The sequence below is a fragment of the Arthrobacter sp. TJ-178 genome, assembly GCF_058269275.1.
In genome coordinates, this window is record NZ_JBZCNK010000001.1 from 131,205 (window position 1) to 158,028 (window position 26,824).

The window sequence follows — 26,824 nt, forward strand, 5'->3', positions numbered from 1 at the left end:
ATGGACAGATTTCTCTTCCTCACCGTCGACGGACTGGCCCGCGGCGCCGTACTCGCCGCCTTCGCCCTCTCGCTCGTCATCATTTGGCGTGCCGCGCGCATCGTCAATTTTGCGCAGGGCGCGATGGCCGTGGCCACCACCTACATCGCCTTCACCGTCACCAGCGCCACCGGAAGCTACTGGCTGGGACTGGCATCCGCCGTCGTCGCCGGCCTGGTGCTCGGTGCCCTGGTGGAACGGACCGTGATGCGCTTCGTGGGAAACACCAGCCCGCTGAACTCCGTCATTGCGGGGCTGGGACTGCTGCTGGTTATCCAGGCCGTCCTGGGCATGGTTTTCGGCAACGGATATCAGGCCATGGACACGCCGTTCAGCACCACCCCGATTTCCATCGGCGGCGTCAGCGCCATCTCCCCCTACGACCTGTTCATCTTTGCCTGTGTCGGACTGATCGTGATTGGACTGGCCCTGCTCTTCACCAGGACATCCCTGGGGCTGAGGCTGCGGGCCTCAGCCTTCGCGCCGGACCTGGCCCGCCTGCTGGGTGTGAGGTCCTCCCGCATGCTGACGCTTGGCTGGGCACTGTCCTCCGCCGTCGGCGCCCTGGCAGCGCTGCTGATCATTCCCACCGAGCTGGGCCTGAACCCGCACGCCGTGGACACCGTCTTTGTCTACGCGTTCACCGTTGCCGTGGTGGGCGGACTGGACTCCGCCGGCGGAGCCGTTGCCGGCGGGTTGGCGGTGGGCGTGGTGCTCAGCTGGGTCAGCGGATATCTGGGCGCCACCCTGGCTCCCATCGCGGTATTGGTCCTCCTGCTGGCGGTGCTGCTGCTCCGCCCGGCGGGACTGTTCTCCATGACGAAGGAGCGCACGGCATGAAACCGATGAAACCCCTGGTTTCCCTCCTGCTCGCTGCTGCCGCGGCAGCGGCACTGATCGGACTGACCTTCGCCGTGGAACCCTTCACCTCCTATCAGCTGGCCACGGCCTGCGCCTACCTGTGCGCCGTCGTCGGTCTGACCCTGCTCACCGGCGCCGGCGGACAGCTCTCCCTCGGGCAGGCCGCACTCATGGCCGCCGGCGCCTACAGCTATGCACTCAGCGCCAACGCCCTGGCCGAAGCCTCAGTGGAAGGCCCGCTCCTGCTGCTGGCGCCGCTCGTGGCGGCAGTCCTGGGAGCAGGCGTCCTCGGAGTCATCATCGGTTGCGCCGCCGGGCGCCTGCACGGACCCTATCTCGCCGGCTTCACGCTCGCCCTGGTGGTGGCCATCCCGGCCGTGACCAGCACCTTCTCGAACGTCCTGGGCGGAGACCAGGGCCTGTGGATCACCGTGGAGAAGCGTCCCGCCGCGCTGCGCGGCGTGGTGAGCAACGAGCAGTGGCAGGCGTGGCTGGCCATCATCTGCGCAGTCGCCGTCATGGCGGTGCTGAACAACCTGCTGCGCGGACGGTTCGGACGCCAGCTGCGGGCCGTGCGTGACAACGACGCCGCAGCCTCGCTTTCCGGAGTCAATGCGGCTCGGACGAAAATTGTCTCCTTCACCGTCAGTGCAGCCGCCGCAGGCTTGGGCGGCGGCCTGCTCGCCTACGTCACCCAAAGCGCCAGCCCGGGTGCCTACTCGCTGGTCCTGTCCCTCTATCTGCTGATGGCAGCGGTCATCGGCGGTATTGGATCGCTCACCGGCGCCGTCTGGGGAGCCCTGATCATGGTGTTCCTGCCCTACACGGTCAATTCATTCACCGCCGATCTGCCGGTGTCCCCCGACGTCGCTTCCCGGTTGGACGGCAACCTCGCCATAGCGGTGTTCGGGACCATCCTGGTGCTCGTCATCCTGCTCGCCCCGCGCGGGATCCAGGGACTGCTCTCGACAGCAGGCCGCAGGATCCAGAGCCGGTTCTCCCCCACCATCCCTTCCGAAACCTCATCCGACGCTGCCGGCAGCACACTTCAGGCTGCCCGCACGTCAGCAAAGACTCCACCATCAGAAACACTGTCCACCACGAAAGGTCAACGATGATTATTTCCCAGCACCCCGGCCCTGTCCGCAGCACCCGTGCTTCCGGGCGCACCGCCTCTGGCCGATCCAAGCGCAACGCCCTCGCAGCGGCAGTAACGGCGGCAGCCCTCACCCTCACAGCGTGCGGATCCTCCGGAGAGGGCACCCCGGCCGCAGCTGAAGACGTTCCCGGCATCACCGACAGCACCGTCAAGGTGGGCACCCACCAACCGCTAACCGGCCCTGCCGCGGCCGGATATGCCTCCATTTCCCCGGCGACCAAGGCCTACTTCGACCATGTCAACGCGAACGGCGGCGTCCACGGCCGCACCATTGAGTACACGGTCGAGGACGATGGCTACAACCCCGCGAACACCCAGAGCGTGGTGCGTGAGCTGGTGCTCCAAGACGAAGTGTTCGCCATTCTCGGCGGTCTCGGCACACCGCCGCACAGCTCCGTGCTGGACTTCCTGAACGACAACGAGGTTCCGGACCTCTTTGTTGCCTCCGGCAGCCCCACCTGGAACCAGCCCGAGGAGTATCCCTACACGTACGGTTTCATGCAGGACTACGACACCGAGGCTAAAGTCCTTGCCACGTATGTGCAGGAGGAGTTCCCGGACGGGACCTACTGCCTGTTCGGCCAGGACGACGACTTCGGCGCAGATTTCAAGACCGGGCTCGAGTCGGCGCTGGACAGCGGAGGGCTGGCCAGCGCGCAGGTCTATTCCACCGCGAACACGGATGTTGCCGCACAGATCAGCGCCCTGCAGGCGGCCGGCTGCGACGTGAACTTCCTGGCCTCGATCAACGGTTTCAGCGCCCAGGCAATCGGAACCGCAGCGAAGCTGGGTTACTTCCCGAAGTGGGCGGCGTCCTCCGCCGGCGGGGACTACAACACTTTGGCCAGCTACCTCGGCGAGAACACCGACAAGCTGCTGGAAGGCTTCATCAGCGCCAATTACCTTCCGTCCTACTCCGACGACGATGACGAGTGGACGGCGAAATTTAAGGAGATCAATGAGGAATACAACCCGGGTGCTGACTTCGACGGAAACACCATTTTCGGCATGTCCCTTGGCTATCTCTTCGTCGAGGCGCTGAAAGAGGCCGGAGAGGACCCCACGCGAGAGTCGCTGCTGGAGGCTCTCGAGTCAGGCAACGTAAAGGGAAACGGCCATGTGCCGCTGGGCTTCAGCGACGGCAGCCATGCCGGCTACACCGGAGGCATGATCACCCTGATCTCCGGCGGGGTGCAGTCCTACACCGGGACACCGTATGCCGTTGACGGAGACTCGGTCAGCGCCTACACCGAAGAGCGTCCCGCGATGCCGGAAAACGGCATCCCCCAGTAGGAGAGGCAGCCCCTCCCGGCAGGACGCTGCAGAAACAGCGGCCGCAGAAACAAGTGAAGGGCCCGCCGGCGGCGGGCCCTTCACTTTGGCCTATGTGCTGCTAGGCCAGCACGTACAGGGTGATCCAGTCGGCAACCACGGCAGGCTTTTGGGCCCCTTCCAGTTCGATCGTGACGCCGGTGACCACGCGGATGCCCTGGGCCGTGGTTTCGACCTTGGCCAGCTCGGAGACCAGCCGGACCCGGCTGTTCACGGGCACCGGATGGGGAAACCGCACGCGGTCCAGTCCGTAGTTGATGCCCATGACGGTTCCGTCCAGACTTACCCGGTCCGAGGCCAGCGCCGGCAGCAGCGAGAGCACCAGGAAACCGTGCGCAATGGGAGCGCCGAACGGCCCTGCAGCGGCCCGTTCGGGATCAGTGTGGATCCACTGCTGGTCATCGGTGGCATCGGCAAACCGGCGAATCCGGTCCTGGTCGATCGTGATCCATCCGCTGGTTTCCCGCTGGCCCACGGCTGCTTCCAGCTCCTGCACCGAAGTAAAGTGCGCCATGGCTAGGCCCTCGGTCCGCCGGCTACGTACAACACCTGTCCGGAAATAAAAGAGGCTTCCTCCCTGATGAAGAAGGACGCCGCCGCGGCGATGTCCGCCGGCTTTCCGGCCCGGCCCACCGGGATTTCCGCCACGGCGTGCTGAACAAAGTCCTCGAACGGCACTCCGACCCGTTCCGCCGTTGCCCGGGTCATGTCGGTTTCGATAAAGCCCGGCGCAATGGCGTTGACGGTCACGTTGTACCGGCCCAGCTCGATGGCAAGGGTCTTGGTGAAGCCCTGCAGCCCGGCTTTGGCCGCGGCGTAGTTGGCCTGGCCGCGGTTGCCCAGCGCCGACGTGCTGGAGAGGTTCACGATGCGCCCCCATTTCTGACGCACCTGGTGCGCCTGGACTGCCCGGCTCATCAGGAAGGCTCCGCGCAGGTGGACACCCATGACGGCGTCCCAGTCGGTATCCGTCATCTTGAACAGCAGGTTGTCGCGCAGAATGCCCGCGTTGTTGACCAGGATGGTGGGCGCGCCGAGTTCGTCCGCGATCCGGGACACTGCTGATTCCACGGCGCCGGCATCCGACACATCCGCGCCCACGCCCACGGCCTTGCCGCCGGAGTTATTGATGGCGTCCACCGTGGCCGCTGTATCCTCTTCCCGCAGGTCGATGACTCCAACGCGGTGGCCGTCGGCGGCGAGCCGCGCGGCAATGGCCGCACCGATGCCGCGTCCGGCACCGGTGACGACGGCGGTGCGCTGTTCAGCAGGCGCCTGGGACTCTGTCATGTTTCTCCCTCGGAAAGTGTGCTGCGTCATATGGTGAGCTGAGCGTACCGACCGGGCGGTACGGACGCAACGCATTCACTTCTTCTCCACCCTGCTCCAAGCCTCGTGCCGCGGCGCCTTCAGTAACGGCTAGGCCGGCCCGCGGTGCGCATGGAGATCCCGCAGCAGCGCCACCTCGGCAAGGTGGTGGATCATCTCGCGGTGGATGTGCAGAACCAGTTCCGCCATCGGCGCCTGCGCCCGGGCTCCCTCCGCTTCGCCCGCCGGAGCGGCGAGCGCAGCTTCATCCAGCGTTGAAACCGATCCGATCCAGGTCGCGTAATACTCATCCAGCAGATCCAGGGCTTTGGCCGCCGTACCGGGATAGTCAAAGCTCTCATAGCTGACCGGCGGCCCGCCGAAATGAGAGGCGTTGCGGGTACCCAGCACACCCACCAGGATGTGCCCGATCCGCCAGGCAATGGTGGTCACCGGTGCCGGCACCGGCTCCGGATACTCAAAGTCGATGGTGAAATTCCCGCTCCCGCCCTGCATCCCGGCGGTTCCTGTTCCCCGCGGCCGCACGTTCCAGGCCTCCGGCACGGGTTCCCAGAAGTATTCGTCATCGGTCAGTCCCTGCAGCCGCGGCCGGGCCTGGTTTTCCCAGTGCCACTGCATCTGATCCGTCAGCAGCCGCGGAATGTCCAGCGGCCCCGCCCCGACTCCAGTGGATTTGTCCTGCTCGCGTTCCATGAATTCCGCCGTCCTTGGTTGTTGTGGGCCTTTCGGACCTTTATCCGCTTCTCACCCTAAAAACTGTTGCGGACAGCTTGTGTCCGCATACGGGAGTACTTTGGGATCATGTTGGAAACGTCCGCGAGACTGCTGCACCTGCTGTCGCTGCTGCAGATGAGACGCGAATGGACCGGAGCTGCGCTGGCGGACCGCATGACCGTCACCGAACGCACGGTGCGGCGCGACATCAGCAAGCTGCGCAGCCTGGGCTATCCCATCTCGGCGTCCCCGGGCATCGCCGGGGGTTATCAGCTGGGATCCGGCGCCCAGCTTCCGCCCCTGCTGCTGGACGACGACGAAGCGCTCGCCGTCGCGCTCGGGCTGACCGCCGTCGCCACCGGACCGGTGTCCGGAATCGGCGAGGCATCGGTTCGTGCCCTGGCCAAACTCGAGCAGGTGCTGCCGGGGCGCCTGCGTCCCAAGTTTTCCGCCCTGCGCCAGTCCGTCAGCGTTCTGGGCGGCAGTGCCACTGTGGATCCGCAGACCCTGACCGCGCTGTCCGGCGCCATTGCCGAGAAGCGGGTGGTCGCATTCCGGTACACCGCGGCGGGAGCAGCACAGGGACGGCGCCTGGTGGAGCCGTATAAGCTCGTCAGCACCGGCCGGCGCTGGTACCTCGCGGCCTGGGACCTGGAGCGCCAGGACTGGCGGACCTTTCGGATGGACCGCTGCCAGAGCATCCCCTCCATCCGTGAGCGCTTCTTCCCCCGCCCCCTGCCCGCCAAGGACATGGCTGCCTACGTCCAGGACTCCATTACGCGCTTTCCCTACCGGTACGACGTCGTCCTGCGGCTGGCCGCTCCCCTGGCTGAGCTGCGGGACCGGATACCGCCGGAGGCAGCCGCCCTGGAAGCCGACGGCCCGGAGCACACCATCCTGCGCGGGGGCTGGGATTCCCTGGATCTGCCGCTGATGCGCCTGGCCGGCCTGAACATTGAATTCGAGATCCTGGCCCCTGCAGAAATGCGGGACCGGGCGAGGGCCGCGGCAGCTCTGCTCCAGCGGGCCGCCGAGGCCCGGCCCTCGGCGGAATACGGAAAAGCCGAAGAATCCAGCCATTAGACTGGAAGCAATCATGGCACTGACTATTTCGTACCCCGCCCAGCTGCCCGTTTCGGAGCGCCGCGAAGACATCATGGCGGCAATTGCCGCCAACCAGGTGACGATCATCGCTGGCGAAACCGGTTCCGGCAAGACCACCCAGATCCCCAAGATGTGCCTGGAACTCGGGCTGGCGGAGAAAGGTCTGATCGGACACACCCAGCCGCGGCGGCTGGCCGCACGCACGGTGGCCGAGCGCATCGCGGAGGAGCTCGACGTCGAGCTCGGCGCAGAGGTGGGCTACCAGGTGCGTTTCACCGGCGAGACCAGCCGGCAGACCAAGGTCAAGCTGATGACCGACGGCATCCTGCTGGCCGAAATCCAGCACGACCGCAAGCTGAAGAAATACAGCACCATCATCATTGATGAAGCCCATGAGCGCAGCCTGAACATCGACTTCATCCTGGGCTACCTGCGCAGGCTGCTGCCGGAACGGCCGGACCTGAAGGTCATCATCACCTCGGCCACGATTGATCCGGAACGCTTCGCCAAGCATTTCGCCGCCGGCGGCAAGCCGGCACCCATCATCGAAGTTTCCGGGCGGACGTTCCCGGTGGAAATCCGCTACCGTCCGCTGAACCAGCCTGCCGACGGCGGATCGGACGACGAAGAGATTGACGATGAGCTGGAAGAAGACCGCGACCCGGTGGACGCAGTCTGCGACGCCGTCGAGGAACTCTCCCGCGAAGCTCCCGGAGACATCCTGATCTTCTTCTCCGGCGAGCGCGAAATCCGCGACGCCGCCGACGCCCTGCGCTCCTCCGTGCAGCGCGTGCCCCGCCTGGCCAACACGGAGATCCTGCCGCTGTACGCCCGGCTCTCCCTGGCGGACCAGCACAAGGTCTTCCACCCCGGCAAGCACCGGCGGATTATCCTGGCCACCAACGTTGCCGAGACCTCGCTGACCGTGCCGGGCATCAAATACGTCATCGACACCGGCACCGCGCGCATCTCCCGGTACTCGCACCGCACCAAAGTCCAGCGCCTGCCCATCGAGCGCATCTCCCAGGCCTCCGCCAACCAGCGCTCGGGCCGCTGCGGCCGTGTCTCGGACGGCATCGCCATCCGCCTGTACTCGCAGGAGGACTTTGAGGCCCGTCCTGAGTTCACGGACCCCGAGATCCTGCGCACCAATCTTGCCGCCGTCATCCTGCAGATGTCCGCCATGGGTGTGGCCAAGGGACCCAAGGACGTGGCGGACTTCCCGTTTGTCCAGCCCCCGGATTCCAAGGCCATCAACGACGGCGCCACCCTGCTGAAGGAACTTGGCGCCCTGCAGCCAGCCGGCGGCATCACCCCCGTGGGCCGCAAGCTTTCCCAGCTGCCGGTTGACCCCCGGCTGGGCCGGATGATCGTGGAAGCCGGAGCCCGGGGCTGCGCCAAGGAAGTCATGGTGCTCACCGCAGCGCTGACCATCCAGGATCCGCGTGAACGCCCCTCGAAGGACGACGCCGCACGCGCCCAGAAGGCAGCCGAACTGCACAAGCGATTCGTGGATGAGAACTCGGACTTCACCGGGTATCTGAATCTGTGGCGCTACCTGCAGGACAAGCAGAAGGAACTCTCGTCGTCGGCCTTCCGCCGCCTGTGCAAGAACGAGTTCCTGAACTATCTGCGCATCCGGGAGTGGCAGGACCTGTTTGCGCAGCTTCGCCAGATCGCCAAGCCGCTGGGCATTACGCTCTCCCCCGGTCCCGTGGACCCGGTGGCCCACGACAAAGAGATCCATATGAGCCTGCTCGCGGGCCTGCTCAGCCATATTGGCCTCTATGACCAGCGCAAGCGGGAGTATTCGGGCGCCCGCGGCACCCGCTTTGCGGTCTTCCCCGGCTCCGCCCTGTTCAAGAAGTCACCGGACTGGGTGATGGCCGCGGAGCTGGTGGAAACGTCCCGGCTGTGGGCCCGGGTGGCCGCCAAGTTCGATCCGCTGTGGGTCGAGGAAGTGGCCCCGCACCTGATCAAGCGTTCCTACAGCGAACCGCACTGGTCCAAGAGCCGCGGCTCGGTGATGGCGTATGAGAAGGTCACCCTCTACGGCGTCCCGGTCATCCCGCAGCGCAGCATCAACTACGGCCGGGTTGATCCCGAGCTCTCCCGGGAAATGTTCATCCGCCACGCCCTGGTGGAAGGTGACTGGCGCACGCACCACAAGTTCTTCCACCGCAACCAGGCGCTGCTCGCCGAGGTGGAGGAGCTGGAAAACCGGGTCCGGCGCCGCGGCCTGCGCGTGGATGACGAGACACTGTTCGAGTTCTATGACGAGCGAGTGGGCAAGGATGTGGTCTCCGAACGGCACTTCGACAAGTGGTGGAAGAGTGCCCGGCATGAGAATCCGGCCCTGCTGGACTTTGATCCCGATGCGCTGCGCACCGACGACGCCGCCGGCCTGGATGAGAATGATTTCCCGAAGAGCTTCCGCTACGGCGACTTTGACCTGCCCCTGTCCTATGAGTTCTCCCCGGGCATTGCCGGAGCCGGCGACGGCGTCAGCGTGGAGGTCCCGGTCCTGTTCCTCAACCAGCTGGATCCCGAACCGTTCAAGTGGCAGATTCCGGGGCTGCGCGCCGAGCTCATCACGGCGCTGATCAAGTCCCTGCCCAAGGCCGTCCGGAAGAACTTCATTCCGGCGCCGGACGTGGCACGGGCGGCCGCGGCTGCCCTGGCCGCTGACTTCGATCCAGCCTCGGACGCCTTGGAACCCTCCCTGGAACTGGCCCTGCGCCGGCTCAAGGGCCACATCATTCCGCCCGGCTCCTGGAACTGGGAGGCTGTTCCCGAACACCTTCGCATGAGCTTCTGCGTGGTGGACGGCTCCGGCAAGGTCCTGGACGAGGGCAAGGACCTGGCCGCGCTGCAGGAATCCCTGGCCCCTGCCACCCGGCGCGCCATTGCCGAATCCCTCGGCGCCACACCCAAAACCGTGACGCCCAAGATTGCCGGCAAGCGCGGAGGCAAGTCCTCCAACCCGGGCACAAACGCCGGTCCGGGGCAGCGCTCCGGTGCGGCGTCGTCGGACGCGGTTTCCTCCGGGCCCTCGATGGCCGAACAGTCCGGGCTGACCGAGTGGAGCGTGGGTACCATCGAGAAGCAGGTGCAGCGGCTCGTGGCCGGACACACGGTCACCGGGTACCCGGCCCTCGTGGACGAAGGCAAAACCGCCGGCCTGAGGATGTTCCAGAGCGCCGGGGACCAGGCAGTCGCCATGCGCGGCGGCGTTATCCGGCTGCTGGTGCTGCGTGTTCCGAGCCCGGCCAAGTACGTGCTGGAGCACCTGAGCAATACCGAAAAGCTGACCTTCAGCCAGAATCCGCACGGTTCGGTGGCCGCCCTGATCGAGGACTGCACCCTGGCCGCTGTGGACAAGCTGACGCCTGAGGCACTGCCCTGGACCCGGGCAGAGTTCGATGAGCTCTACGAAAAGGTCCGGGCCGAGCTGATTGACACCGTCTTCACGGTGACCGCCACGGTGGAGAAAATCCTGTCCAGCACGCGGCGGATCACCAAGGCGCTCAAGGGGACCCAGTCGCTGGCCCTGATCAGCGCCCTGAACGACATCCGCGCCCAGCTGGATTCCCTGGTCTACCCCGGGTTCGTGGCCCGCACCGGGTACGCGCAGCTCACCCACCTGCCGCGTTATCTGGCGGGTATTGAGCGCCGGCTTGAGAAACTGCCCACCAATGTGCAGCGCGATGCCCAGCAGATGGCCGTGATCCAGGCTCTGGAGGACGACTACGACGACGCCGTTGCCGCCCTGCTCCCCGGCGCCGGAACCCCGCCGGCACTGACGGAGGTCCGCTGGATGATCGAGGAACTGCGGATCAGCTTCTTCGCGCAGGAACTGGGCACGGTGCGCTCTGTCTCGGAAAAGCGGATCCGTACGGCCTTGAACGCAGCCCTGGCTCCGTCTTAGGCCCCGAATCCCTCCGGTTTGGGAAATCCCTGCGCCGGCAAACCGGAGGGATTTCCCAAACCGGAGCAGAATTCCCGGGCGACGGCGGATCGCTCAACTAGGCTGATCCGATGCCGCACCCAACGCAGAACCGCGTCCCCGTCCCGGATTACCGCCGGACCGCAAACCGCCGCACCTTTTCCGAGCTGCCCGACGTCCTGCGGGAGCGGTTGTCCGCCCACGCCGGCGGACGCATCGTCTCGGTCCGCAGCGCGGGCGGCGGGTTCACTAACGGCTTCGCTGCCGTACTGGGCAGCGACACGGGCGTACAGATTTTCGCCAAGGCGGCACCGGCGTCGGATTCGATCATTTACCCGGCCTATGAGCGCGAGTCCCGGGTTGTCCCCCTCCTGCCCGAGGGAATGCCCGTACCCCGCCTGCACCTCGCGGAGCACCATGTGGTGGACGGCGTGGACTGGCAGCTGCTGGTCTATGCGGCGGTGGAGGGCCGGATGCCGGGACAGCCGTGGAACGAAGCCGACCTGGCCGCAGTGGAGAGCGCCTGCGTTAGAGCTGCTGAGCGCCTTTCAGGCTTCCCTGCGGCGCTGGCCGGGGACCCGCTGGCCGAGGATATGGCGCAGGTTCCCTCCCAGTTTGCGCCGATCATCGACGGCGGCCCCAACCCCTGGTTCCTGCCGGAGCTGGATGCCGGTCAGGCACGCCTGTTCCAGGCCTCACTGGACTTGTGCCCGGAGGCCCTGGCCGGCGACGCCGTCCTGCACGGAGATCTGCGGCCGGACAACATCCTGATCAGCTCCGGCAGGGCGCTCATTTGCGACTGGAACTTCCTGGGCACCGGTGCAGCGTGGACGGACTGGGTGGGGGTGCTGCCCTATGCCCGCGGCGGCGGGCTCGACGCCGATGCCTGGCTGCGGCGCTCGGTGCTCACCCGGGACGTGCCGGCGGAATACATCGACGCCTGGCTGGCAGCACTGCTGAACTACATGATCAACTCGGGCACCTCACCGGAGGTCCCGGCAAGCCCGCATCTGCGCAGCCATGGCCGCTACACCGCTGAGCTCATTTGGGACTGGGCAATCAGCCGGCAGGCCGGCAGGGACGGGTTGCCCCGCCCCTGACCGGCACGCAGCGGAACGCAGCAGCTAAGCCTCCGGCACAAACTCCCCGTGTCCGGCATCGCGCAGCGCCTGGCGCAGCTTTTCCGCGTTGGCGTCCATGCGCTCGGGATCCGGGTTGGAATCGGCCCGGCTGAAGTCGAAGTCCTGCAGCGAATTGGTTGGCCACACGTGCAGGTGCAGATGATCGATTTCAAACCCGGCAATGCTCAGCCCGGCACGCTCGGAACCGAACGCGGCAATCTGCGCGGAACCGATGGCCTGCGCAACGGCGGTCAGCTTCTGCAGCAGATCAGCGGGGGCGTCAGTCCATTTGTCGACCTCCAGGCGGGGCACCACCAGGGTGTGGCCGTCGCTCAGCGGGCCGATGCTCAGGAACGCCGCCACGTCGTCGTCCTTCCAGACAAAGCGTCCGGGGATTTCGCCGTTGATGATCTTGGTGAACAAAGTGGGCATGGAAGCTCCTTGGACGGGGGAAGTGGACTCAGGCGCGGAGCCGGCGGCTGCGCCTGAGGGAACCTGCGCATCGGCAGGCACCCGCAGGTTCAGCGGCGGGGGTACGGGACGGCCGGTAATCATCCTTAGACGCTATCTCTTTTTCCCTGTGCCGGGCCATTCCCCGGGCTGCGGGCCAACGGCCACCGGTGAGCCTTTGGTGGATGACCACTGCGACCAGGATCCCGGATAAAGCGCCGCCTTGTAGCCGGCAACTTCCAGCGCCACCACGTCATGGGCAGCGCTGACGCCGGATCCGCAGTACACCGCCACCGGCGCACCTCCGTGCACTCCCAGGGCTTCATAGGCCGCCCGCAGCTCCTCGGGGGAACGGAAGGTTCCCTCCTCCGTCAGGTTGTCGGCGGCGGGAGCGTTGAAGGCTCCGGGAATGTGTCCGGCCTGCGGATCAACCGGTTCGCGGTCGCCGCGGTAGCGTTCCTTGGCCCGTGCATCCAGCAGCCTTCCGGCTGCCACAACGCCGGGAACATCCCACATTTCCAGGACCGGCATCCGGCCCCAGGCCAGCTCAATGCTGCCTTCGGCAGGCACCACGTCCCCGCCTTCCAGAGCCAGGCCCGCCCGGTGCCAGGCGACGACGCCGCCGTCGAGCACGTAGACAGCGTCCACTCCCGCGTGGCGCAGCAGCCACCAGGCGCGGGCGGCCGAGGTTCCGCCCACGGCGTCATAGGCCACTACGGTGTCCCCGGGGTTGATGCCCCAGCGGCAAGCCGTGCGCTGGAAATCCTCCCGGTCCGGCAAGGGGTGGCGTCCTGCGGAGCCGGTCCCGGACGGCGCTGCCAGGTCCTTTTCCAGATCCACGAACACGGCCCCGGGAATGTGCCCGCGCTGGTACTGCTTGTGCCCGTCGGTATGACCCAGGGCCCACCGCACGTCCAGCAGGACCACCGATTCATCCGAGGCCAGCAGCTCCTGCAGCCCCGGGACATCGATCACCGGGCCGGTCATACCTGCACCGATTCTCCGCTGTCCAGGTGGCGGAACTGCGTGCCGTACAGCGTACTGAAGCGGCCCACGTGCCCTTCGACCATCGTGCGTCCGGTGTCGTTAAGCAGGGCATCGTGGATGGGGTAGGCATGCTCGGCTCCCGTCGCGATGACGAAGTCGATCACTTCGCTCATTTTTGACCAGGGTGCGTGCAGCGGCACCAGGACCGTCCGGGCCCGCAGCCCGTGCGGAACCACGAAGGAATCACCGGGGTGGTAGACCCGGCCTTCGATCAGGTAACCGATGTTGGCCACCATCGGAATCAGCGGATGAATCAGGGCATGCTGGCCGCCGAAGGAGGACACCTCGAAACCGGCCACAGTAAAGGTGCTGTCCGGTTCCGCGTCGTGGATCCGGGCAGCAGCATCGCCCTCCGCCTCGCTGCGCAGGGAGGCCGCCAGCGCCGCCGGGGCATGGAGCTCAAGACCGGTATTCTGCTGCATCTGCGCCAGCACGCGCGTCCGGTCCAGGTGATCGACATGCTCGTGGGTCACCAGGACGGCGGATGCTCCGTCCAGGGCCTCTTCAACTTCGGAGAATGAGCCGGGATCCAGTACCAGGACGTTGCCGTCCCGCTCCAGGCGCACGCATGAATGGGTGTACTTGGTCAGTTTCATAGGGGTCACAGTACCCCGCACACCCGGGTTCGTGCCCGTACCGGCAGTGCCGCGGCAGGGGCGTTGCGTCCCCGGTGCGATAATCTGGAAACTGCACCGGCGGCGCCGGACCGGCTGCACAGATTCAGTTGCTGCAAGCCGGGTCCGGGAACAACACTGCCAACCGGCTCCGGCATTACCGTTCCAAGGAGTGAGCATGTCATCCGAGACGTCCCGGCCAGCCAAGCGGGCCCCGGAACAGCGGGTCACACGCCAGCGCCTTGCAGTTGGCAGAACACTGGATGAGCTGGACGATTTTGTCAGCACGCAGGAGCTCTACCGCCTGCTGCATGACCGCGGCGACAGCGTCTCGCTGGCCACCACCTACCGCATCCTGCAGTCCATGGCTGAGGAAAACCAGGTGGATGTACTGCGCAACAGCGACGGCGAGGCGCTGTACCGCCGCTGCGCAGTGGAGCACCACCACCATCATCTGGTGTGCCGCCGCTGCGGCAAGGCCGTGGAGGTGGAGGCACCGGCCGTTGAGGCCTGGGCCGCCGGGCTCGGTGCGCAGTACGGGTTCACCGATGTTGCCCATACCGTGGAGATTTTCGGGCTTTGCCCCGAATGCAGCGCCTGAGCGTTCAGCGCCGCTGATCGGTTAGGCGGCGACGGCCGCAGCCCTAGCCCGCCCCTTGGTCCGCAGCCGCTTGATCAGCCGGCAGATGAGGTAAATCAGGAACGAGATGGTGGTGATGTACGGGCTGATCGAGATTCGCCCGCCCAGCGCCAGCAGGATTCCGCCCACCGCCGAGGTCACGGCAAACAGCACGCTGAGCAGCACCACCAACCGCGGCGAGGACGTCACCAGCAAGGCGGCGGCAGACGGCGTGATCAGCAGCGACAGCACCAGCAGGGCTCCCACCACCTGGATGGACAGCGCCACGGAGAGTCCCAGCAGAATCATGAAGACAATGGACAGCACGCGCACCGGAACGCCGCGTGCTTCCGCCAGCTCGGGGTCGGTGCTGGCGAAGGTCAGCGGGCGCCAGATCAGCACCAGCCCGGCCATGACGACGACGGCGGTGCCCGCCAGCAGGTTCAGCTGCACGGTGTCGACGGCGACGATCTGCCCGGTCAGCAGGCCGAATTTGTTGGCCGACCTGCCCTCGTAAAGCCCCAGGAACAGGATGCCCAGACCAAGTCCGAACGGCATGATCACGCCCGTCACGGAGTTGCGGTCCCGGGCCTTGAGCCCCATGACGGCCAGCAGCAGCGCCGCAATGACCGAGCCCGCCAGGGAACCGATCACCACGTTGGCGCCGATCAGCAGGGCGAAGGCAGCGCCGGCAAAGGACAGTTCAGCGATGCCGTGCACAGCGAAGGCCAGGTCCCGCATCAGGACAAAAGTTCCGATCAGACCGCCCACCAGGCCGAGGATGGCTGCCGCCCAGATGGAATTGCTGACCAGCGGGAGAAGCTGCCCGTAGTCGCTGAAGTCAAAGACTGCGGAAAACAAATCACTCAAGTCCATGGTCATCCTCGCTCTCGCCGTGGGCATGGGTGGTCGCGTCGGGAATCCCGAGGACCACAATGCGTCCGTGGCTGCGCAGTACTTCCACGCGGCTTCCGTACATTTCCGACAACACGTCCGACCGCAGCACTTCCGACGGCGTTCCGGTGCGGAAGGTTCCCCCGGCCAGATACAGCACGCGGTCCACGTAATCGATGACCGGGTTGATCTCATGGGTGACAAAAACAACGGCCGAGTCCTGCTCATGGCAGCGCCGGTCAATCAGTGAGCTGATGGCCTGCTGGTGGTGCAGGTCCAGGGACAGCAGGGGTTCGTCGCACAGGAGGAGATCGGGATCGGTGGCCAGGGCCTGTGCGGCACGCAGCCGCTGGAGTTCGCCGCCGGAGAGCAGGCCCACCGGTTCATTGGCGTACCGGGTGGCACCCACCTGTTCCAGAAGCTCATCCACCCGTTTCCGCACGGGTGCCCGGTGCAGCCGCAGGCCCCACTTGTTGCCGTCGACGCCCAGGCCCACGAGGTCACGTGCGCGGAGCGGGGTTCCGGGACCGAACGCCTTCTGCTGCGGGATGTAGCCGATGTCGCGGCTCCCCCGCCGGGCAGGCACGCCGTTGATCTCCACGGTGCCCTGAGTGAGCTGCTGCAGGCCGAGCAGCACTTTCAGGAAGCTGGTCTTCCCGGAGCCGTTGGGTCCCAGCACAGCCAGGAACTCCCCCGCGTTGATATCCAGGTTCAGTCCGTCCCACAGGGTACGGGACCCGAAGGACAGGCCTGCGTCCCGGATCCGGACCACCGGACCGGTCATCGCAGCACGTCATCAATGGCGGCCACGTTTGCGCCCATCCAGCTCAGGTAGTCCTTCCCGTCGGGAAGGGTCTCGGAGAAGTCCAGCACGGGAACCCCGGCATCCTCGGCGGTCTCGCGGACCGCTTCGGTCTGCGAGGTTGAGGTTTGGGTGTTGTAGGCAAGGAAGGCAATGTCTCCGGACCTCAGCAGATCCTGCATTTCCTTGAGCACCGCGGGAGGAACGTCGGCGCCTTCCTCCACGGCGGAGGTGAAATCCGCAGGAGTCACGTTATGCAGTCCGGCAGCCTCGAACAGGTATTCCGGAACGGGTTCGGTGACAGCCACCTCGCGGTTGCCGGCCACTGCTTTGTCTGCGTCCAGCTCGGCCAGGAGGTCTTCGACACCGCTGTTGAAGGTGGCGGCGTTGTCCCGGTAGCCCTCTGCGCTGTCCGGATCCAGAGTGGACAGACGTTCGGCTGCGGCTTCGGCCAGCAGTCCCATCGCCGCCGGGCTGTACCAAACGTGCTCGTTGAAGGAACCGTGCGAGTGGCCGCCGTGGTCGTGGTCTTCCTCGTGACCGGCGTCGGCGTCGCCGTCGTCGTGTCCCGCGGCCTCGTCGTTGTGCTCTTCCAGCCCGGAAATCTCCACCGCATTCAGGACATCGGCACTGTCGATTCCCGAATCGGCAACCAGCTGCTCCATGAACGTGTCATAGCCGCCGCCGTTGAGGACCACAAGATCGGCCTCGGAGACGGCAAGCTTGTCCCGCGCCGTCGCTTCATAGGAATGCGGGTCCTGGCTGGGCCTGTTGATGACGGCGGTGACGCTGACGTTGTCTCCGCCCACCGTCTCCAGGATGTTTCCGTACACATTGGTGGAAGCAACAACGTCCAGCTTCCCTTCCCCGCCTCCGCCGGCGGGGGAATCGGAGTTTCCGGTGCAACCGGTCAGGGCGAGGGCGCCGGCGGCCAGGAGTATGCCGGGCAGGCGAACGGACGGTCGTCGCATAAGTGGTGATATCCCTGTCGCGCGAGGAGGGTTAAAAGAAGGAGGGGAGCTCCGCGAACGGAACTCCCCTCAGCATAACCTAAACGCGAATCATTCGCATCTAAGCTGCAGCCTAAGACTCGCGCGACTCCTATTCGGAGTAGCTTTCCCCCGAACGGCGGAAGCCCTGCGCCTGGGTGGCGTCGCGGATTTCACCGACGAGCTGCTCAATGACGTCCTCCAGGAAGAGTACGCCCCGGGTCTGGTTGTCCGGGCCAAGTACGCGGGCCAGATGGGAACCCGTGCGCTGCATCGTTGCCAATGCATCTTCAATGCCGTCATCCAGCCGCAGGTTGGCCAGGGTGCGGACCTTATTCTCAGTCAGCGGGCGGTCATAGGCGTCAGCGGGAATGGCCATGATGTCCTTCAGATGCATGTAGCCCGTCAGGTTCCCGTGCTCATCCATCAGCACAAAGCGCGAGAATCCGGTCCGGCCCACGGCCTTTTCGAACTCCGCCGGCGTGGTGTCGGTGCGCAGGGTGACAAGCTCATCCAGCGGAACCATCACGGTTCCGGCGGACTGGCCGGAGAATTCCAGCGCTCCGGAAATAACGCCGGAGTCATCGGCCACAAGCCCGTGCTTGGTGGATTCCTCCACGATCGACTGCATCTCCTCCAGTGTGAAGGCGGAGGCAACCTCGTCCTTGGGAGTAATCCCCATGGCGCGCAGCGCGTGGTTGGCCAGCCAGTTCAGGCTGAAGATGACCGGCCGGACCACCCGGGAAATGAAGACCAGGGGCGGCGCCAGGAGCAGCACGGCCCGGTCGGCAACGGAAACCGAAATATTCTTCGGGACCATCTCGCCAAAGGTCACGTGCAGGAAGGTGACAATCAGCAGTGCCACAAGGAACCCTGCTCCGTCGGCAAACTCCACCGGCAATCCCACGGCCTCCAGCGGTGCGGCCAGGAGGTGGTGGATGGCGGGTTCTGCCACGGAGAGGATCAACAGGGAACAGACCGTGATGCCCAGCTGAGCGCAGGCAAGCATCAGGGACACGTGTTCCATCGCCCAGAGGGTGGTTTTGGCGCGTTTGGAGCCGGCATCAGCCAGCGGCTCTATCTGGCTCCGGCGTGCGGACATGACGGCAAACTCGCCGCCCACAAAGAAGGCGTTGCCGATCAACAGCAGGACCAGCCAGAAAATGCCCATAACATCGGTCATCGCTGGGTCCCCCTGCCGACGGTGTCCTTCAGGGCGGAGTTGTTCACTGCCGCATCCTTTGATGCGGCATCCCCGGCAGCGCCCCCGGCGGCATCGGATGTCCGCCCCTTCGGCGCGCTTTCATCGGCAGCCGCCGGATCGTCGTCGTTCTCCTGAGGAATGAAACTGACGCGGTCAATCCGCCGTCCGTCCATGCGCTCGACCTCCAGCAGCCCGCCGTCCGTTTCCACGCGGTCGCCCGTTTGGGCAATGCGTCCCAGCTCGGCCATGATGTACCCGCCTACGGTTTCGTAGCCGGATTCATCGGGGATGTGCAGCAGGGGCACCAGACGGGAGACTTCATCGGGACGCATGATGCCCGGGAAGTACCAGGCGCCGGCGGCACTTTGCAGCACGCCGGGCTTGATCTTGTCATGTTCATCCGAGACTTCGCCGACGATTTCCTCCACCAGGTCCTCAAGGGTGGCAACACCGGCGGTTCCGCCCCACTCGTCCAGGACGACTGCGAGCTGCAGGTTTGCGTTCCGCAGTTCCGACAGCAGGCTGTCCAGGTGCACCGTCTCGGGAACCCGCAGGACCTCGCTCATAATGGCTCCTGCCGGCAGGTCTGCCCGGCGGCTGCGCGGCACGGCCACGGCCTTCTTGACGTGGACAACGCCCCTGATGTCATCCGGGGAATCACCCAGCACGGGGAAGCGCGAATAGCCGGTGCGCCGGGCTGCCTCTATAACATCGGCAACGGACTGTTCGGAATCGATGGTTTCGAGCCGGATGCGCGGGGTCATGACATCCGCCGCAGTCCGTTCCGCGAAGGAGAACGTGCGGGAAAGGAAGTTCGCCGTCCCCTGATCCAGGGTTCCCATCTCGGCTGAACGCCGCACCATGGAGGAAAGCTCCGCGGGGGTGCGGGCTCCGGAGACCTCCTCCTTGGCTTCGAGGCCAAAGAGGTGGAGGACCTTGTTGGAGAAACCGTTCAGAACCACGATGGCCGGCTTGAACAGCACGGTGAAGGCCAGCTGCGGACGGGCCAGGGCACGCCCCATCCGGAAGGGCAGCGAGATGGACATGTTCTTGGGGATCAGTTCACCCAGAAGCATGGACAAGAATGTTGCGAGGACCATCGCCGCAACCACGGACACGGAATCCACTGCGACCGGGGGAAGCCCGAGACCTGCCAGCGGTGTTTGCAGCAGCCTGCCCACCGACGGCTCCATGACAAAGCCGGTCAGCAGGGTGGTGACGGTGATGCCCAGCTGGCAGCTGGACAGCTGGGTGGAAAGTGAGGTGAGGCAGCGCAGCAGGGGCTCGGCCCCTTTGTCGCCGTTCTCCACGGCACGGCGGACCGTGGGTTGGTCAAGGGCGACCAGCGAGAATTCCACGGCTACGAAGAAACCGGTGCCAAGGATCAGCACCAGGCCGAAGACGAGGTAAAGCCATTCCATCAGGGCCTTCCCCCCAAAGTCCGGGGGTCGCCGGCGTCAATGCGCCTGGCAGGCGGAGGGTGATCAGCAGAGGCCGGACTGGAAGGCTCCGATGCGGCGGCGGGAGTGCTGTGGGTCTGGGTTCGGGCGTGGCCGGCTCTGTGCGTGCGGTCCGCAGCAAGTGCGGACGGGGACGCAGGCCGGCGCCTAGAGAAACTGTCCATGAGATTTTCAGTTTACAGGTTCGGCAATTGCGCGCCACCGTTACCCCTGCAGCTAAACCGGGCGCCGCGCAACGTGCGCGCGTGCTGCGGGTGCGCGGATGCGATAGCTCCCGGTGCACCCCGGATGTCAAACGAATTGGCCAGTTGTCCCGCAATGTCACTAGACTGGCATGAAGTCTCGGTCACAGCGCACCGGCCGGGCCGCACCAGTGAGCTTTGCGGCGCAAGCCCTCAGACATGGTGCCAAACAGGGCAAAAGGCAACTCATGGAAGAGGCGTATCAACAGTGCCAGACCAATCCAACCACCGGCTGCCGGAAGAATTCGGCGGCAACGAGTGGCTTGTCGATGAACTCTACGAGCAGTACCTCAAGGACAAGAACTCTGTTGACAAGAAGTGGTGGAGCATCTTCGATTCCTTCAAGGACGAGGAAGCACAGGCTTCCGGCGCAGCAGCGTCCAACGGAAACGGATCTGCGGCCGCAGGCCAAGCCGGAGCGAACCCCGCGACCCGCCAGCTTCCGGTAGTGCAGGCCGAGTCCGCCAAGCCGAAGGCTTCCGGGGAGTCCCCCGCATCCACGCAGCAGTCCGGCAAGCCGCCGGTCGCCAAGGAAGCTGCAGCGTCCAACTCTGCAGCCAAGGATGCCAAGCCTGCCCAGGCCAAGAGCGAACCCGCGGAGAGCAAGACCCCGCCGATTCCCGCGCAGCTGCCCAAGACCCAGCCCAGCAGTGTTCCCACCGAGGAAGACAAGGTCAACGTCCTGCGCGGCCCGGCCAAGGCCATTGCCACCAACATGGACCTCAGCCTGAGCGTTCCCACGGCAACCACCGTCCGCGCCGTTCCAGCCAAGCTGCTGATCGACAACCGCATTGTCATCAACAGCCACCTCAAGCGCGCCCGCGGCGGGAAGATCTCCTTCACGCACCTGCTCGGCTACGCCATCATCCGCGCCGCCGCACAGTTCCCGTCCCAGAACGTGTACTACGACGTCGTGGACGGCAAGCCCGTTGCCGTCCAGCCGGCGCACGTCAATTTCGGTCTGGCCATCGACATGCCCAAGCCGGACGGCACCCGCCTCCTCGTGGTGCCGAACATCAAGAAGGCCGAGACGCTGAACTTCTCGGAGTTCTGGCATGCGTATGAAGACCTCGTCAAGAAGGCCCGCGACGGCAAGCTCACCGCCGACGATTACAAGGGCACCACCATCTCGCTGACCAACCCGGGCGGAATCGGAACGGTCCATTCCGTTCCCCGCCTCTCCAAGGGCCAGGCGTGCATCATCGGTGCCGGCGCCCTCGACTACCCGGCGGAGTTCCAGGGTTCCAACGAGAAGATCCTGGCCCAGAACGCGATCTCCAAGATCATCACGCTGACCTCCACCTATGACCACCGCGTCATCCAGGGTGCAGGCAGCGGCGAGTTCCTGCGCATCATCCACCAGCTGCTCCTCGGCGAGCAGGGCTTCTACGACGAGATCTTCGAATCCCTGCGGATCCCGTACGAGCCGGTGCGCTGGAGCCCGGACATTCAGGTCAACCCTGAAGAGCAGATCAACAAGGTTGCACGCATCCAGCAGCTGATCCACTCGTACCGTGTCCGCGGACACCTCATGGCGGACACCAACCCGCTGGAATACGTCCAGCGCCGCCATGCGGACCTGGACATCCTGAACCACGGCCTGACGCTCTGGGACCTGGACCGCGAATGGCCCACCGGCGGTTTCGGCGGCAAGCCGATGCTCAAGCTGCGCCACATCCTCGGCGTGCTCCGCGATGCATACTGCCGTACGGCGGGCATCGAGTACATGCACATCCAGGATCCGGTTGAGCGCGAGTGGTTCCAGGAGCGCCTGGAAACCAAGTACAGCAAGCCGACAAACGAGGAGCAGCTGCGCATCCTCAGCAAGCTCAACGCCGCTGAGGCTTTTGAGACCTTCCTGCAGACGAAGTTCGTTGGCCAGAAGCGCTTCTCCCTTGAAGGCGGCGAATCACTGATTCCGCTGCTGGACACCGTCATTTCCGGTGCGGCCGACGACGGCATGGCCGAAGTCGGCATCGGCATGGCCCACCGCGGCCGCCTGAACGTGCTGACCAACATCGCGGGCAAGACCTACGCCCAGGTCTTCCGTGAATTTGAAGGAACCCAGGATCCGCGCAGCGTCCAGGGCTCCGGCGACGTCAAGTACCACCTTGGCACCGAAGGAACCTTCACCTCGGACAACGGCAACCAGACCAAGGTGTACCTGGCAGCCAACCCGTCCCACCTTGAGGCCGGGGACTCCGTCCTTGAAGGCATCGTGCGGGCCAAGCAGGACCGCCTTGACCAGGGCGACGACTTCCCGGTCCTGCCGATCCTCATCCACGGTGACGCAGCCTTTGCGGGCCAGGGCGTGGTCGCGGAAACGCTGAACCTGTCCCAGCTGCGCGGCTACCGCACCGGCGGAACCATCCACGTAGTGGTCAACAACCAGGTCGGCTTCACTACCTCGCCCACATCATCGCGCTCCTCGGTGTACTCCACCGATGTGGCCAAGATGGTCCAGGCTCCCATCTTCCATGTGAACGGCGACGATCCGGAGCAGGTGGTGCGCATTGCGCAGCTGGCCTACGACTACCGTCAGCGCTTCCACAAGGACGTTGTCATCGACATGGTCTGCTACCGCCGGCGCGGCCACAACGAGGGTGACGATCCCTCGATGACGCAGCCGATGATGTACAGCCTGATTGAGGCCAAGCGCTCCGTGCGCAAGCTGTACACCGAGTCCCTGATCGGACGCGGCGACATCAGCCAGGAAGAAGCAGAGCAGGCACTGCGCGACTACCAGGGCCGTCTGGAGCGGGTCTTCGCGGAAACGCACGCCGCGCAGACCTCTCCCCTGCCGGTCATCACCAAGGACACCGAAGCCGTCTCCGATCTGGAACGCCCGTCGTCCCAGCAGGAAGGCAGCACCATCGTGTCCCCGGCGTCCACGGCCATCTCCGCGGAGGTCCTGGCACACATCGGCAAGGCGCACGTAGCCGTTCCCGAAGGCTTCACGGTGCACCCCAAGCTCAAGGCCCTGCTGGAAAAGCGGGAGCAGATGTCCCGTGAAGGCGGCATTGACTGGGGCTTCGCCGAAATCGCAGCCTTTGGTTCGCTCGTCATGGAAGGCGTACCCGTTCGCCTGGCCGGCCAGGACTCCCGCCGCGGCACCTTCACCCAGCGCCACGCCGTCTTCCACGACCGCGCCACCGGCGAAGAGTGGATGCCGCTGGCTGAACTGGATCCCAACCAGGCAAAGCTGTGGATCTACGATTCCCTGCTGTCCGAATTCGCCGCCATGGGCTTCGAATACGGCTACTCTGTGGAACGCCCGGATGCACTCGTGCTCTGGGAAGCCCAGTTCGGCGACTTCGTCAACGGCGCCCAGACCATCATTGATGAGTTCATCTCTTCGGCCGAGCAGAAGTGGGGCCAGCGTTCCTCGCTGGTGCTGATGCTTCCGCACGGTTACGAGGGGCAGGGCCCGGACCACTCGTCCGCACGGATCGAGCGTTTCCTGCAGATGTGCGCCGAAGACAACATGATTGTTGCCAACCCTTCCACGGGTGCTTCGCACTTCCATCTGCTGCGCCGCCAGGCTTACAGCCGTCCGCGGAAGCCGCTGATCGTCTTCACCCCGAAGCAGCTGCTGCGCCTGAAGGCCGCTGCCACCTCGGTGGAAGACTTCACCTCGGGTTCGTTCCAGCCGGTCATCCCGGAGCACGCGGACCTGGACGCCAACGCCGTCGACCGCGTACTGCTGGTCTCCGGCCGCCTGTACTACGATCTGCTGGCCAACCGGCAGAAAACCGGCGACCAGAAGACCGCGATTGTCCGCGTGGAGCAGCTCTACCCGATGCCCGCCGCGGAAATCCAGGCTGCCGTTTCCAAGTACCCGAACGCCGAAGTTGTCTGGGCGCAGGACGAGCCCGCCAACCAAGGTCCGTGGCCGTTCATCGGCCTGAACCTTCCGGCCGAACTGGATCGGCCGCTGCGCCTGGTGTCACGGCCGGCGTCTGCTTCCACCGCAACCGGCTCCGCCAAGCGGCACGCGGTAGAACAGGACATCCTCGTCAAGAAGGCCTTCGAACGCCAGTAGGCTAAGTTGGGGTGGGGCGCTGCTGGCGCCCCACCCCGTTTTTTGTGACCGGAAAAGGTGACTAGTGGAACAACGCAAAATCAGGCTTGCAGCCGTCGGTGACGAGCTGCTGGCCGGGCACGGCGACCCTCGCGCCCTTGGCTGGCTGGGCCGGGTCCTGGCCCGTACCACCCCCGAGAACGTGAATGTCCAGGCCTATACGCTGGCGGCACCCCAGGAGGGAACCGAGGCTCTGGCAAACCGCTGGCTGCAGGAAGCCGGCCGCCGCTTCGACGACCGCTGCGAGAACCGTCTGGTCATCGGCCTTTCCGACCGTGACCTTGACCTCGACCTGTCGACGGCGCGAAGCCGGCTCAACCTGGCCAACATTCTGGACGGTGCAGCCCAGATGAGCATCAAGGTCTTTGTCGTGGGACCCCCTCCGGGGTTGAATGCGGAACGGAACCGGCGCCTCTCGGATCTCTCAGCCGCCTTCGGCGACGTGACCACCCGGCGGAAGCACGTCTACGTGGACACCCTCACTCCCCTGCTGAACCATGAGCAGTGGCGCACGGATCTGGCATCCAACGGAGGCACCCCCGGCCAGGCCGGCTACGGCCTGATGGCCTGGCTGGTGCTGCACCGCGGCTGGTACCGCTGGCTTGACCTGCCGGACATGAACTAAATAAAAAACCGCATCACGAAGGCCTCCGGCGACACGCCGGGGGCCTTCGGCACTTTAAGACGTATTCCTTCACGAACCTCTTCGCACCCGGGTAGACGCCAGGCCCACAATTCCTTGCAAAGTCAAGGGTCTGCCCGCGAAACCGCCCTCTCAGCAACTGCCTTGATATCTGTGCGGCAGGTAACAATCAGTTAACGTCCGCTCACAGTTAGCACAGTGGAAACATTTAGTGGCTAGTCTTTCGGAACATGTGGCGGTCATCACGACCGCTTGGGGGAGCCGCCTGTGGTGGTTCCTGACGACTCATCACCAGTTAGGACTACGAATGCGTACGAAGCGCACGGCAACTCTTGCCGCACTTTCCGTGGGGGCCCTCTTCCTGGGCGCCTGCGGCTCAGCCGGAGGCGGCGAAACCACCGACGCCGAAACCACCGAAGACGCCAACCTCGCGTCGTCCATTTCGGTAGCCATCAGCCAGGCGCCGGACTTCTACAACGGCAGCACCTCCAAGTCCAACAGTGTGTACAACACCTACGTTGACAACCTGGTGCACAGCAACTTCTCCGAGTACAGCCCCGAGGGTGTTATTCGGAACGAGGAGTTCGGTACCTTCGAAAAGGTCAGTGACGACCCCCTGACCGTCAAGTACACGATCAACGAGGACGCACAGTGGTCGGACGGAACTCCGATCGACTTTGACGACATCCTGCTGAACTGGGCCGCTCTCTCCGGCAAGGTCCTTGAGGGCGAAGCCGAAATCTTTGAGCCCTCTTCCAACAACGGCTTCGAGTACCTGCCCATGCCGGAAGGCGAAGCAGGCGCCAAGGAGTTCACGTACGTCTACGAACAGCCTTATGCCGACTGGGAAAACCTCATGATCGGTTCGCTCATGCCGGCACACGTTGCGGCCGAGCAGGGCGGCCTGAGCGCGGACAACGACGGCGAGGCGCTGATCTCCGCCATCCAGGACACCAACCTGGCCGCTTTGAAGCCGGTCGCGGAGTTCTGGAACACCGGCTGGGGCTACGCCGAAGGCCTCCCCTCGCTCCCGGACGCAGCCCTCATCCCCTCCTCCGGCCCGTACAAGCTGGACAACGCAGCCGGCGGAAACCTGACGCTGACCAAGAACGAGAACTACTGGGGCGAAGAGCGCCAGGGCGCGACAGAGAGCATTATCTTCAAGACCATTGACGACACCGAAGCCGTGCAGGCCCTGCAGAACGGCGATGTGGACGTCATTGAGCCGTCCGGTCCCACGGGCGACACCAAGGACCAGATCGAAGCCATCGGTGACTCCGTGACCATGGTGTCCGACACCGGCATGACGTTCTCGCACATTGACCTGGACCAGTCCGAAAACGGTGTGTTCAAGGACCTCAAGGTCCGCCAGGCCTTCTCCAAGTGCGTACCGCGCCAGGACATCGTCGACAAGTTCGTCAAGCCCGTTGCTCCTGATGCGACCGTGCTCAACCTGCGCGAATACCAGCAGTCACAGCCGGAATACGACGAGATCCTCGAGGGTGCACCCTCCGCCAGCGAGTATGACGAGGTGGACATCGAGGGCGCCAAGTCCCTCATGGCAGAAGCAGGGAAGACGGAGCCCGTTGACGTACGCGTGCTCTTCTCCTCCGCCAGCCAGGTCCGCGCTGATATGACTGCCCTGATCAAGGATTCCTGTGACAAGGCCGGATTCAACATCATTGCCACTCCGGACAAGGACTGGACCAAGAAGCTCGATGAGCTCGGCTCTTGGGACGCCGCACTGTTCGGTTGGGCCGGTTCCGGCCTCGTTGCCAGCGGCCAGTCGATCTACGACTCCGAGGGCGTGCAGAACTACGGCAAGTTCAAGAGCGAAAAGGTTGACGAGCTGTGGGACCAGATTGCAGCCACCACTGACCCCGAAAAGGTTGACGGACTGAAGACTCAGCTCGAAGAGGAACTGGCCAAGGACGTCTACAACGTAGTCCTCTTTGCCAATGCCGACATCGTGGCGCACAACTCCACCATGGAGGAAGTTGTCTACAACCCCACCCAGAGCGGCGTGACGTGGAACGCCTACAAGTGGACCAAGCAGGCCTAACCAAGGCATCACGCCACAACGGTTAGAAAGCGGGATGGGCAGACCACAGTGTCTGCCCATCCCAAACTTTTGCCCGCTAATGGCTTTACGTACCACCCCCCAATAGGAGCCT

At 65.0% G+C, this 26,824-nt stretch carries 21 protein-coding genes; 10 read left to right on the forward strand and 11 right to left on the reverse strand.

All coding sequences use genetic code 11. From position 1 onward, the window contains the following. Genes AC4D2Q_RS00615 through AC4D2Q_RS00625 form a run of 3 tightly spaced genes read left to right on the forward strand, consistent with a single transcriptional unit; the run spans nt 1 to nt 3,352 of the window. Nucleotides 1-879 (forward strand): branched-chain amino acid ABC transporter permease, encoded by an 879-nt coding sequence (locus tag AC4D2Q_RS00615; protein WP_490944199.1) that lies wholly within the window; start codon nt 1-3, stop codon nt 877-879. Then, nucleotides 876-2,018, forward strand: a complete 1,143-nt coding sequence (locus tag AC4D2Q_RS00620) for a branched-chain amino acid ABC transporter permease (RefSeq protein WP_490944201.1) — start codon at nt 876-878, stop codon at nt 2,016-2,018. The genes AC4D2Q_RS00615 and AC4D2Q_RS00620 overlap by 4 nt, the downstream gene beginning before the upstream one ends. Next, the gene (locus AC4D2Q_RS00625; RefSeq protein ID WP_490944203.1) at nt 2,015-3,352 is read left to right on the forward strand and encodes an ABC transporter substrate-binding protein; all 1,338 of its coding nucleotides are present in this window, start codon (nt 2,015-2,017) and stop codon (nt 3,350-3,352) included. Before AC4D2Q_RS00620 ends, AC4D2Q_RS00625 begins: the two co-directional genes overlap by 4 nt. A 100-nt stretch (nt 3,353-3,452) precedes the next feature. Here AC4D2Q_RS00625 and AC4D2Q_RS00630 read toward each other — a convergent pair whose 3' ends face one another. From AC4D2Q_RS00630 to AC4D2Q_RS00640, 3 genes are all read right to left on the reverse strand, one after another. After that, complete coding sequence (locus AC4D2Q_RS00630; RefSeq protein WP_490944206.1) at nt 3,453-3,905, reverse strand: MaoC family dehydratase; 453 nt, start codon at nt 3,903-3,905, stop codon at nt 3,453-3,455. Nucleotides 3,906-3,907: 2 nt separating this feature from the next. Next, entirely contained in the window at nt 3,908-4,681 is a 774-nt protein-coding gene (gene fabG, locus AC4D2Q_RS00635; RefSeq protein ID WP_490944208.1) for a 3-oxoacyl-ACP reductase FabG, read from the reverse strand. 129 nt (nt 4,682-4,810) lie between these two features. Next, nucleotides 4,811-5,413, reverse strand: coding sequence for a DinB family protein (locus tag AC4D2Q_RS00640; RefSeq protein WP_490944209.1), 603 nt, complete (start codon nt 5,411-5,413; stop codon nt 4,811-4,813). 108 nt (nt 5,414-5,521) lie between these two features. Between AC4D2Q_RS00640 and AC4D2Q_RS00645 the strand changes: the two genes are divergently transcribed. The 3 genes from AC4D2Q_RS00645 (at nt 5,522) to AC4D2Q_RS00655 (ending at nt 11,584) form a co-directional block, all read left to right on the forward strand. After that, the gene (locus AC4D2Q_RS00645; protein WP_490944211.1) at nt 5,522-6,517 is read left to right on the forward strand and encodes a helix-turn-helix transcriptional regulator; all 996 of its coding nucleotides are present in this window, start codon (nt 5,522-5,524) and stop codon (nt 6,515-6,517) included. Nucleotides 6,518-6,530: 13 nt separating this feature from the next. After that, nucleotides 6,531-10,466: an ATP-dependent RNA helicase HrpA gene (gene hrpA, locus AC4D2Q_RS00650; protein WP_490944213.1), complete on the forward strand. Its 3,936-nt coding sequence runs from the start codon at nt 6,531-6,533 to the stop codon at nt 10,464-10,466. Between the two features lie 110 nt (nt 10,467-10,576). After that, a complete protein-coding gene (locus tag AC4D2Q_RS00655; protein WP_490944215.1) occupies nt 10,577-11,584 on the forward strand; it encodes a phosphotransferase family protein in 1,008 nt (335 codons plus the stop codon). 24 nt (nt 11,585-11,608) lie between these two features. On the opposite strand, the gene AC4D2Q_RS00660 is transcribed toward AC4D2Q_RS00655, so the two are convergent. From AC4D2Q_RS00660 to AC4D2Q_RS00670, 3 genes are all read right to left on the reverse strand, one after another. Next, entirely contained in the window at nt 11,609-12,037 is a 429-nt protein-coding gene (locus AC4D2Q_RS00660; protein ID WP_490945685.1) for an HIT family protein, read from the reverse strand. A gap of 132 nt (nt 12,038-12,169) precedes the next feature. Beyond that, entirely contained in the window at nt 12,170-13,042 is an 873-nt protein-coding gene (locus AC4D2Q_RS00665; RefSeq protein ID WP_490944217.1) for a sulfurtransferase, read from the reverse strand. Next, nucleotides 13,039-13,698: an MBL fold metallo-hydrolase gene (locus AC4D2Q_RS00670; RefSeq protein ID WP_490944219.1), complete on the reverse strand. Its 660-nt coding sequence runs from the start codon at nt 13,696-13,698 to the stop codon at nt 13,039-13,041. The genes AC4D2Q_RS00665 and AC4D2Q_RS00670 overlap by 4 nt, the downstream gene beginning before the upstream one ends. A 196-nt stretch (nt 13,699-13,894) precedes the next feature. Between AC4D2Q_RS00670 and AC4D2Q_RS00675 the strand changes: the two genes are divergently transcribed. Further along, the gene (locus AC4D2Q_RS00675) at nt 13,895-14,317 is read left to right on the forward strand and encodes a Fur family transcriptional regulator (protein ID WP_490944222.1); all 423 of its coding nucleotides are present in this window, start codon (nt 13,895-13,897) and stop codon (nt 14,315-14,317) included. A gap of 21 nt (nt 14,318-14,338) precedes the next feature. Here the strand turns inward: AC4D2Q_RS00675 and AC4D2Q_RS00680 are convergent, their stop codons facing one another. The 5 genes from AC4D2Q_RS00680 to AC4D2Q_RS00700 all read right to left on the reverse strand — a co-directional run bounded on the left by AC4D2Q_RS00680 (nt 14,339) and on the right by AC4D2Q_RS00700 (nt 19,645). Further along, complete coding sequence (locus tag AC4D2Q_RS00680) at nt 14,339-15,211, reverse strand: metal ABC transporter permease (protein ID WP_490926685.1); 873 nt, start codon at nt 15,209-15,211, stop codon at nt 14,339-14,341. Beyond that, a complete protein-coding gene (locus AC4D2Q_RS00685; protein ID WP_490926684.1) occupies nt 15,198-16,013 on the reverse strand; it encodes a metal ABC transporter ATP-binding protein in 816 nt (271 codons plus the stop codon). Before AC4D2Q_RS00685 ends, AC4D2Q_RS00680 begins: the two co-directional genes overlap by 14 nt. Then, nucleotides 16,010-17,002 (reverse strand): metal ABC transporter solute-binding protein, Zn/Mn family, encoded by a 993-nt coding sequence (locus tag AC4D2Q_RS00690; RefSeq protein ID WP_490944224.1) that lies wholly within the window; start codon nt 17,000-17,002, stop codon nt 16,010-16,012. Before AC4D2Q_RS00690 ends, AC4D2Q_RS00685 begins: the two co-directional genes overlap by 4 nt. 130 nt (nt 17,003-17,132) lie before the next feature. Next, the gene (locus AC4D2Q_RS00695; RefSeq protein WP_490926682.1) at nt 17,133-18,203 is read right to left on the reverse strand and encodes a hemolysin family protein; all 1,071 of its coding nucleotides are present in this window, start codon (nt 18,201-18,203) and stop codon (nt 17,133-17,135) included. Beyond that, entirely contained in the window at nt 18,200-19,645 is a 1,446-nt protein-coding gene (locus AC4D2Q_RS00700; RefSeq protein WP_490944227.1) for a hemolysin family protein, read from the reverse strand. Before AC4D2Q_RS00700 ends, AC4D2Q_RS00695 begins: the two co-directional genes overlap by 4 nt. A gap of 489 nt (nt 19,646-20,134) precedes the next feature. On the opposite strand from AC4D2Q_RS00700, the gene AC4D2Q_RS00705 reads away from it, so the two are divergent. From AC4D2Q_RS00705 to AC4D2Q_RS00715, 3 genes are all read left to right on the forward strand, one after another. Continuing rightward, on the forward strand, nt 20,135-23,968 hold the full coding sequence (locus AC4D2Q_RS00705) for a multifunctional oxoglutarate decarboxylase/oxoglutarate dehydrogenase thiamine pyrophosphate-binding subunit/dihydrolipoyllysine-residue succinyltransferase subunit (protein ID WP_490944229.1): 3,834 nt from the start codon (nt 20,135-20,137) through the stop codon (nt 23,966-23,968). 64 nt (nt 23,969-24,032) lie between these two features. Continuing rightward, nucleotides 24,033-24,632, forward strand: a complete 600-nt coding sequence (locus tag AC4D2Q_RS00710) for a GDSL-type esterase/lipase family protein (protein WP_400931631.1) — start codon at nt 24,033-24,035, stop codon at nt 24,630-24,632. A gap of 325 nt (nt 24,633-24,957) precedes the next feature. Then, entirely contained in the window at nt 24,958-26,712 is a 1,755-nt protein-coding gene (locus AC4D2Q_RS00715; RefSeq protein WP_490944232.1) for an ABC transporter family substrate-binding protein, read from the forward strand. Nucleotides 26,713-26,824 lie beyond the last annotated feature (112 nt).

Bases quoted from the DNA above. Each gene is read 5' to 3' on its own strand.
- AC4D2Q_RS00640 (WP_490944209.1), bottom strand. From the start codon at position 5,413: ATGGAACGCGAGCAGGACAAATCCACTGGAGTCGGGGCGGGGCCGCTG.
- AC4D2Q_RS00715 (WP_490944232.1), top strand. From the start codon at position 24,958: ATGCGTACGAAGCGCACGGCAACTCTTGCCGCACTTTCCGTGGGGGCC.
- AC4D2Q_RS00695 (WP_490926682.1), bottom strand. From the start codon at position 18,203: ATGACCGATGTTATGGGCATTTTCTGGCTGGTCCTGCTGTTGATCGGC.
- AC4D2Q_RS00615 (WP_490944199.1), top strand. From the start codon at position 1: ATGGACAGATTTCTCTTCCTCACCGTCGACGGACTGGCCCGCGGCGCC.
- AC4D2Q_RS00670 (WP_490944219.1), bottom strand. From the start codon at position 13,698: ATGAAACTGACCAAGTACACCCATTCATGCGTGCGCCTGGAGCGGGAC.
- AC4D2Q_RS00690 (WP_490944224.1), bottom strand. From the start codon at position 17,002: ATGCGACGACCGTCCGTTCGCCTGCCCGGCATACTCCTGGCCGCCGGC.
- AC4D2Q_RS00665 (WP_490944217.1), bottom strand. From the start codon at position 13,042: ATGACCGGCCCGGTGATCGATGTCCCGGGGCTGCAGGAGCTGCTGGCC.
- AC4D2Q_RS00675 (WP_490944222.1), top strand. From the start codon at position 13,895: ATGTCATCCGAGACGTCCCGGCCAGCCAAGCGGGCCCCGGAACAGCGG.
- AC4D2Q_RS00655 (WP_490944215.1), top strand. From the start codon at position 10,577: ATGCCGCACCCAACGCAGAACCGCGTCCCCGTCCCGGATTACCGCCGG.
- AC4D2Q_RS00625 (WP_490944203.1), top strand. From the start codon at position 2,015: ATGATTATTTCCCAGCACCCCGGCCCTGTCCGCAGCACCCGTGCTTCC.
- AC4D2Q_RS00685 (WP_490926684.1), bottom strand. From the start codon at position 16,013: ATGACCGGTCCGGTGGTCCGGATCCGGGACGCAGGCCTGTCCTTCGGG.
- AC4D2Q_RS00645 (WP_490944211.1), top strand. From the start codon at position 5,522: ATGTTGGAAACGTCCGCGAGACTGCTGCACCTGCTGTCGCTGCTGCAG.
- AC4D2Q_RS00680 (WP_490926685.1), bottom strand. From the start codon at position 15,211: ATGGACTTGAGTGATTTGTTTTCCGCAGTCTTTGACTTCAGCGACTAC.
- AC4D2Q_RS00620 (WP_490944201.1), top strand. From the start codon at position 876: ATGAAACCGATGAAACCCCTGGTTTCCCTCCTGCTCGCTGCTGCCGCG.
- AC4D2Q_RS00630 (WP_490944206.1), bottom strand. From the start codon at position 3,905: ATGGCGCACTTTACTTCGGTGCAGGAGCTGGAAGCAGCCGTGGGCCAG.
- fabG (WP_490944208.1), bottom strand. From the start codon at position 4,681: ATGACAGAGTCCCAGGCGCCTGCTGAACAGCGCACCGCCGTCGTCACC.
- AC4D2Q_RS00700 (WP_490944227.1), bottom strand. From the start codon at position 19,645: ATGGAATGGCTTTACCTCGTCTTCGGCCTGGTGCTGATCCTTGGCACC.
- AC4D2Q_RS00660 (WP_490945685.1), bottom strand. From the start codon at position 12,037: ATGCCCACTTTGTTCACCAAGATCATCAACGGCGAAATCCCCGGACGC.
- hrpA (WP_490944213.1), top strand. From the start codon at position 6,531: ATGGCACTGACTATTTCGTACCCCGCCCAGCTGCCCGTTTCGGAGCGC.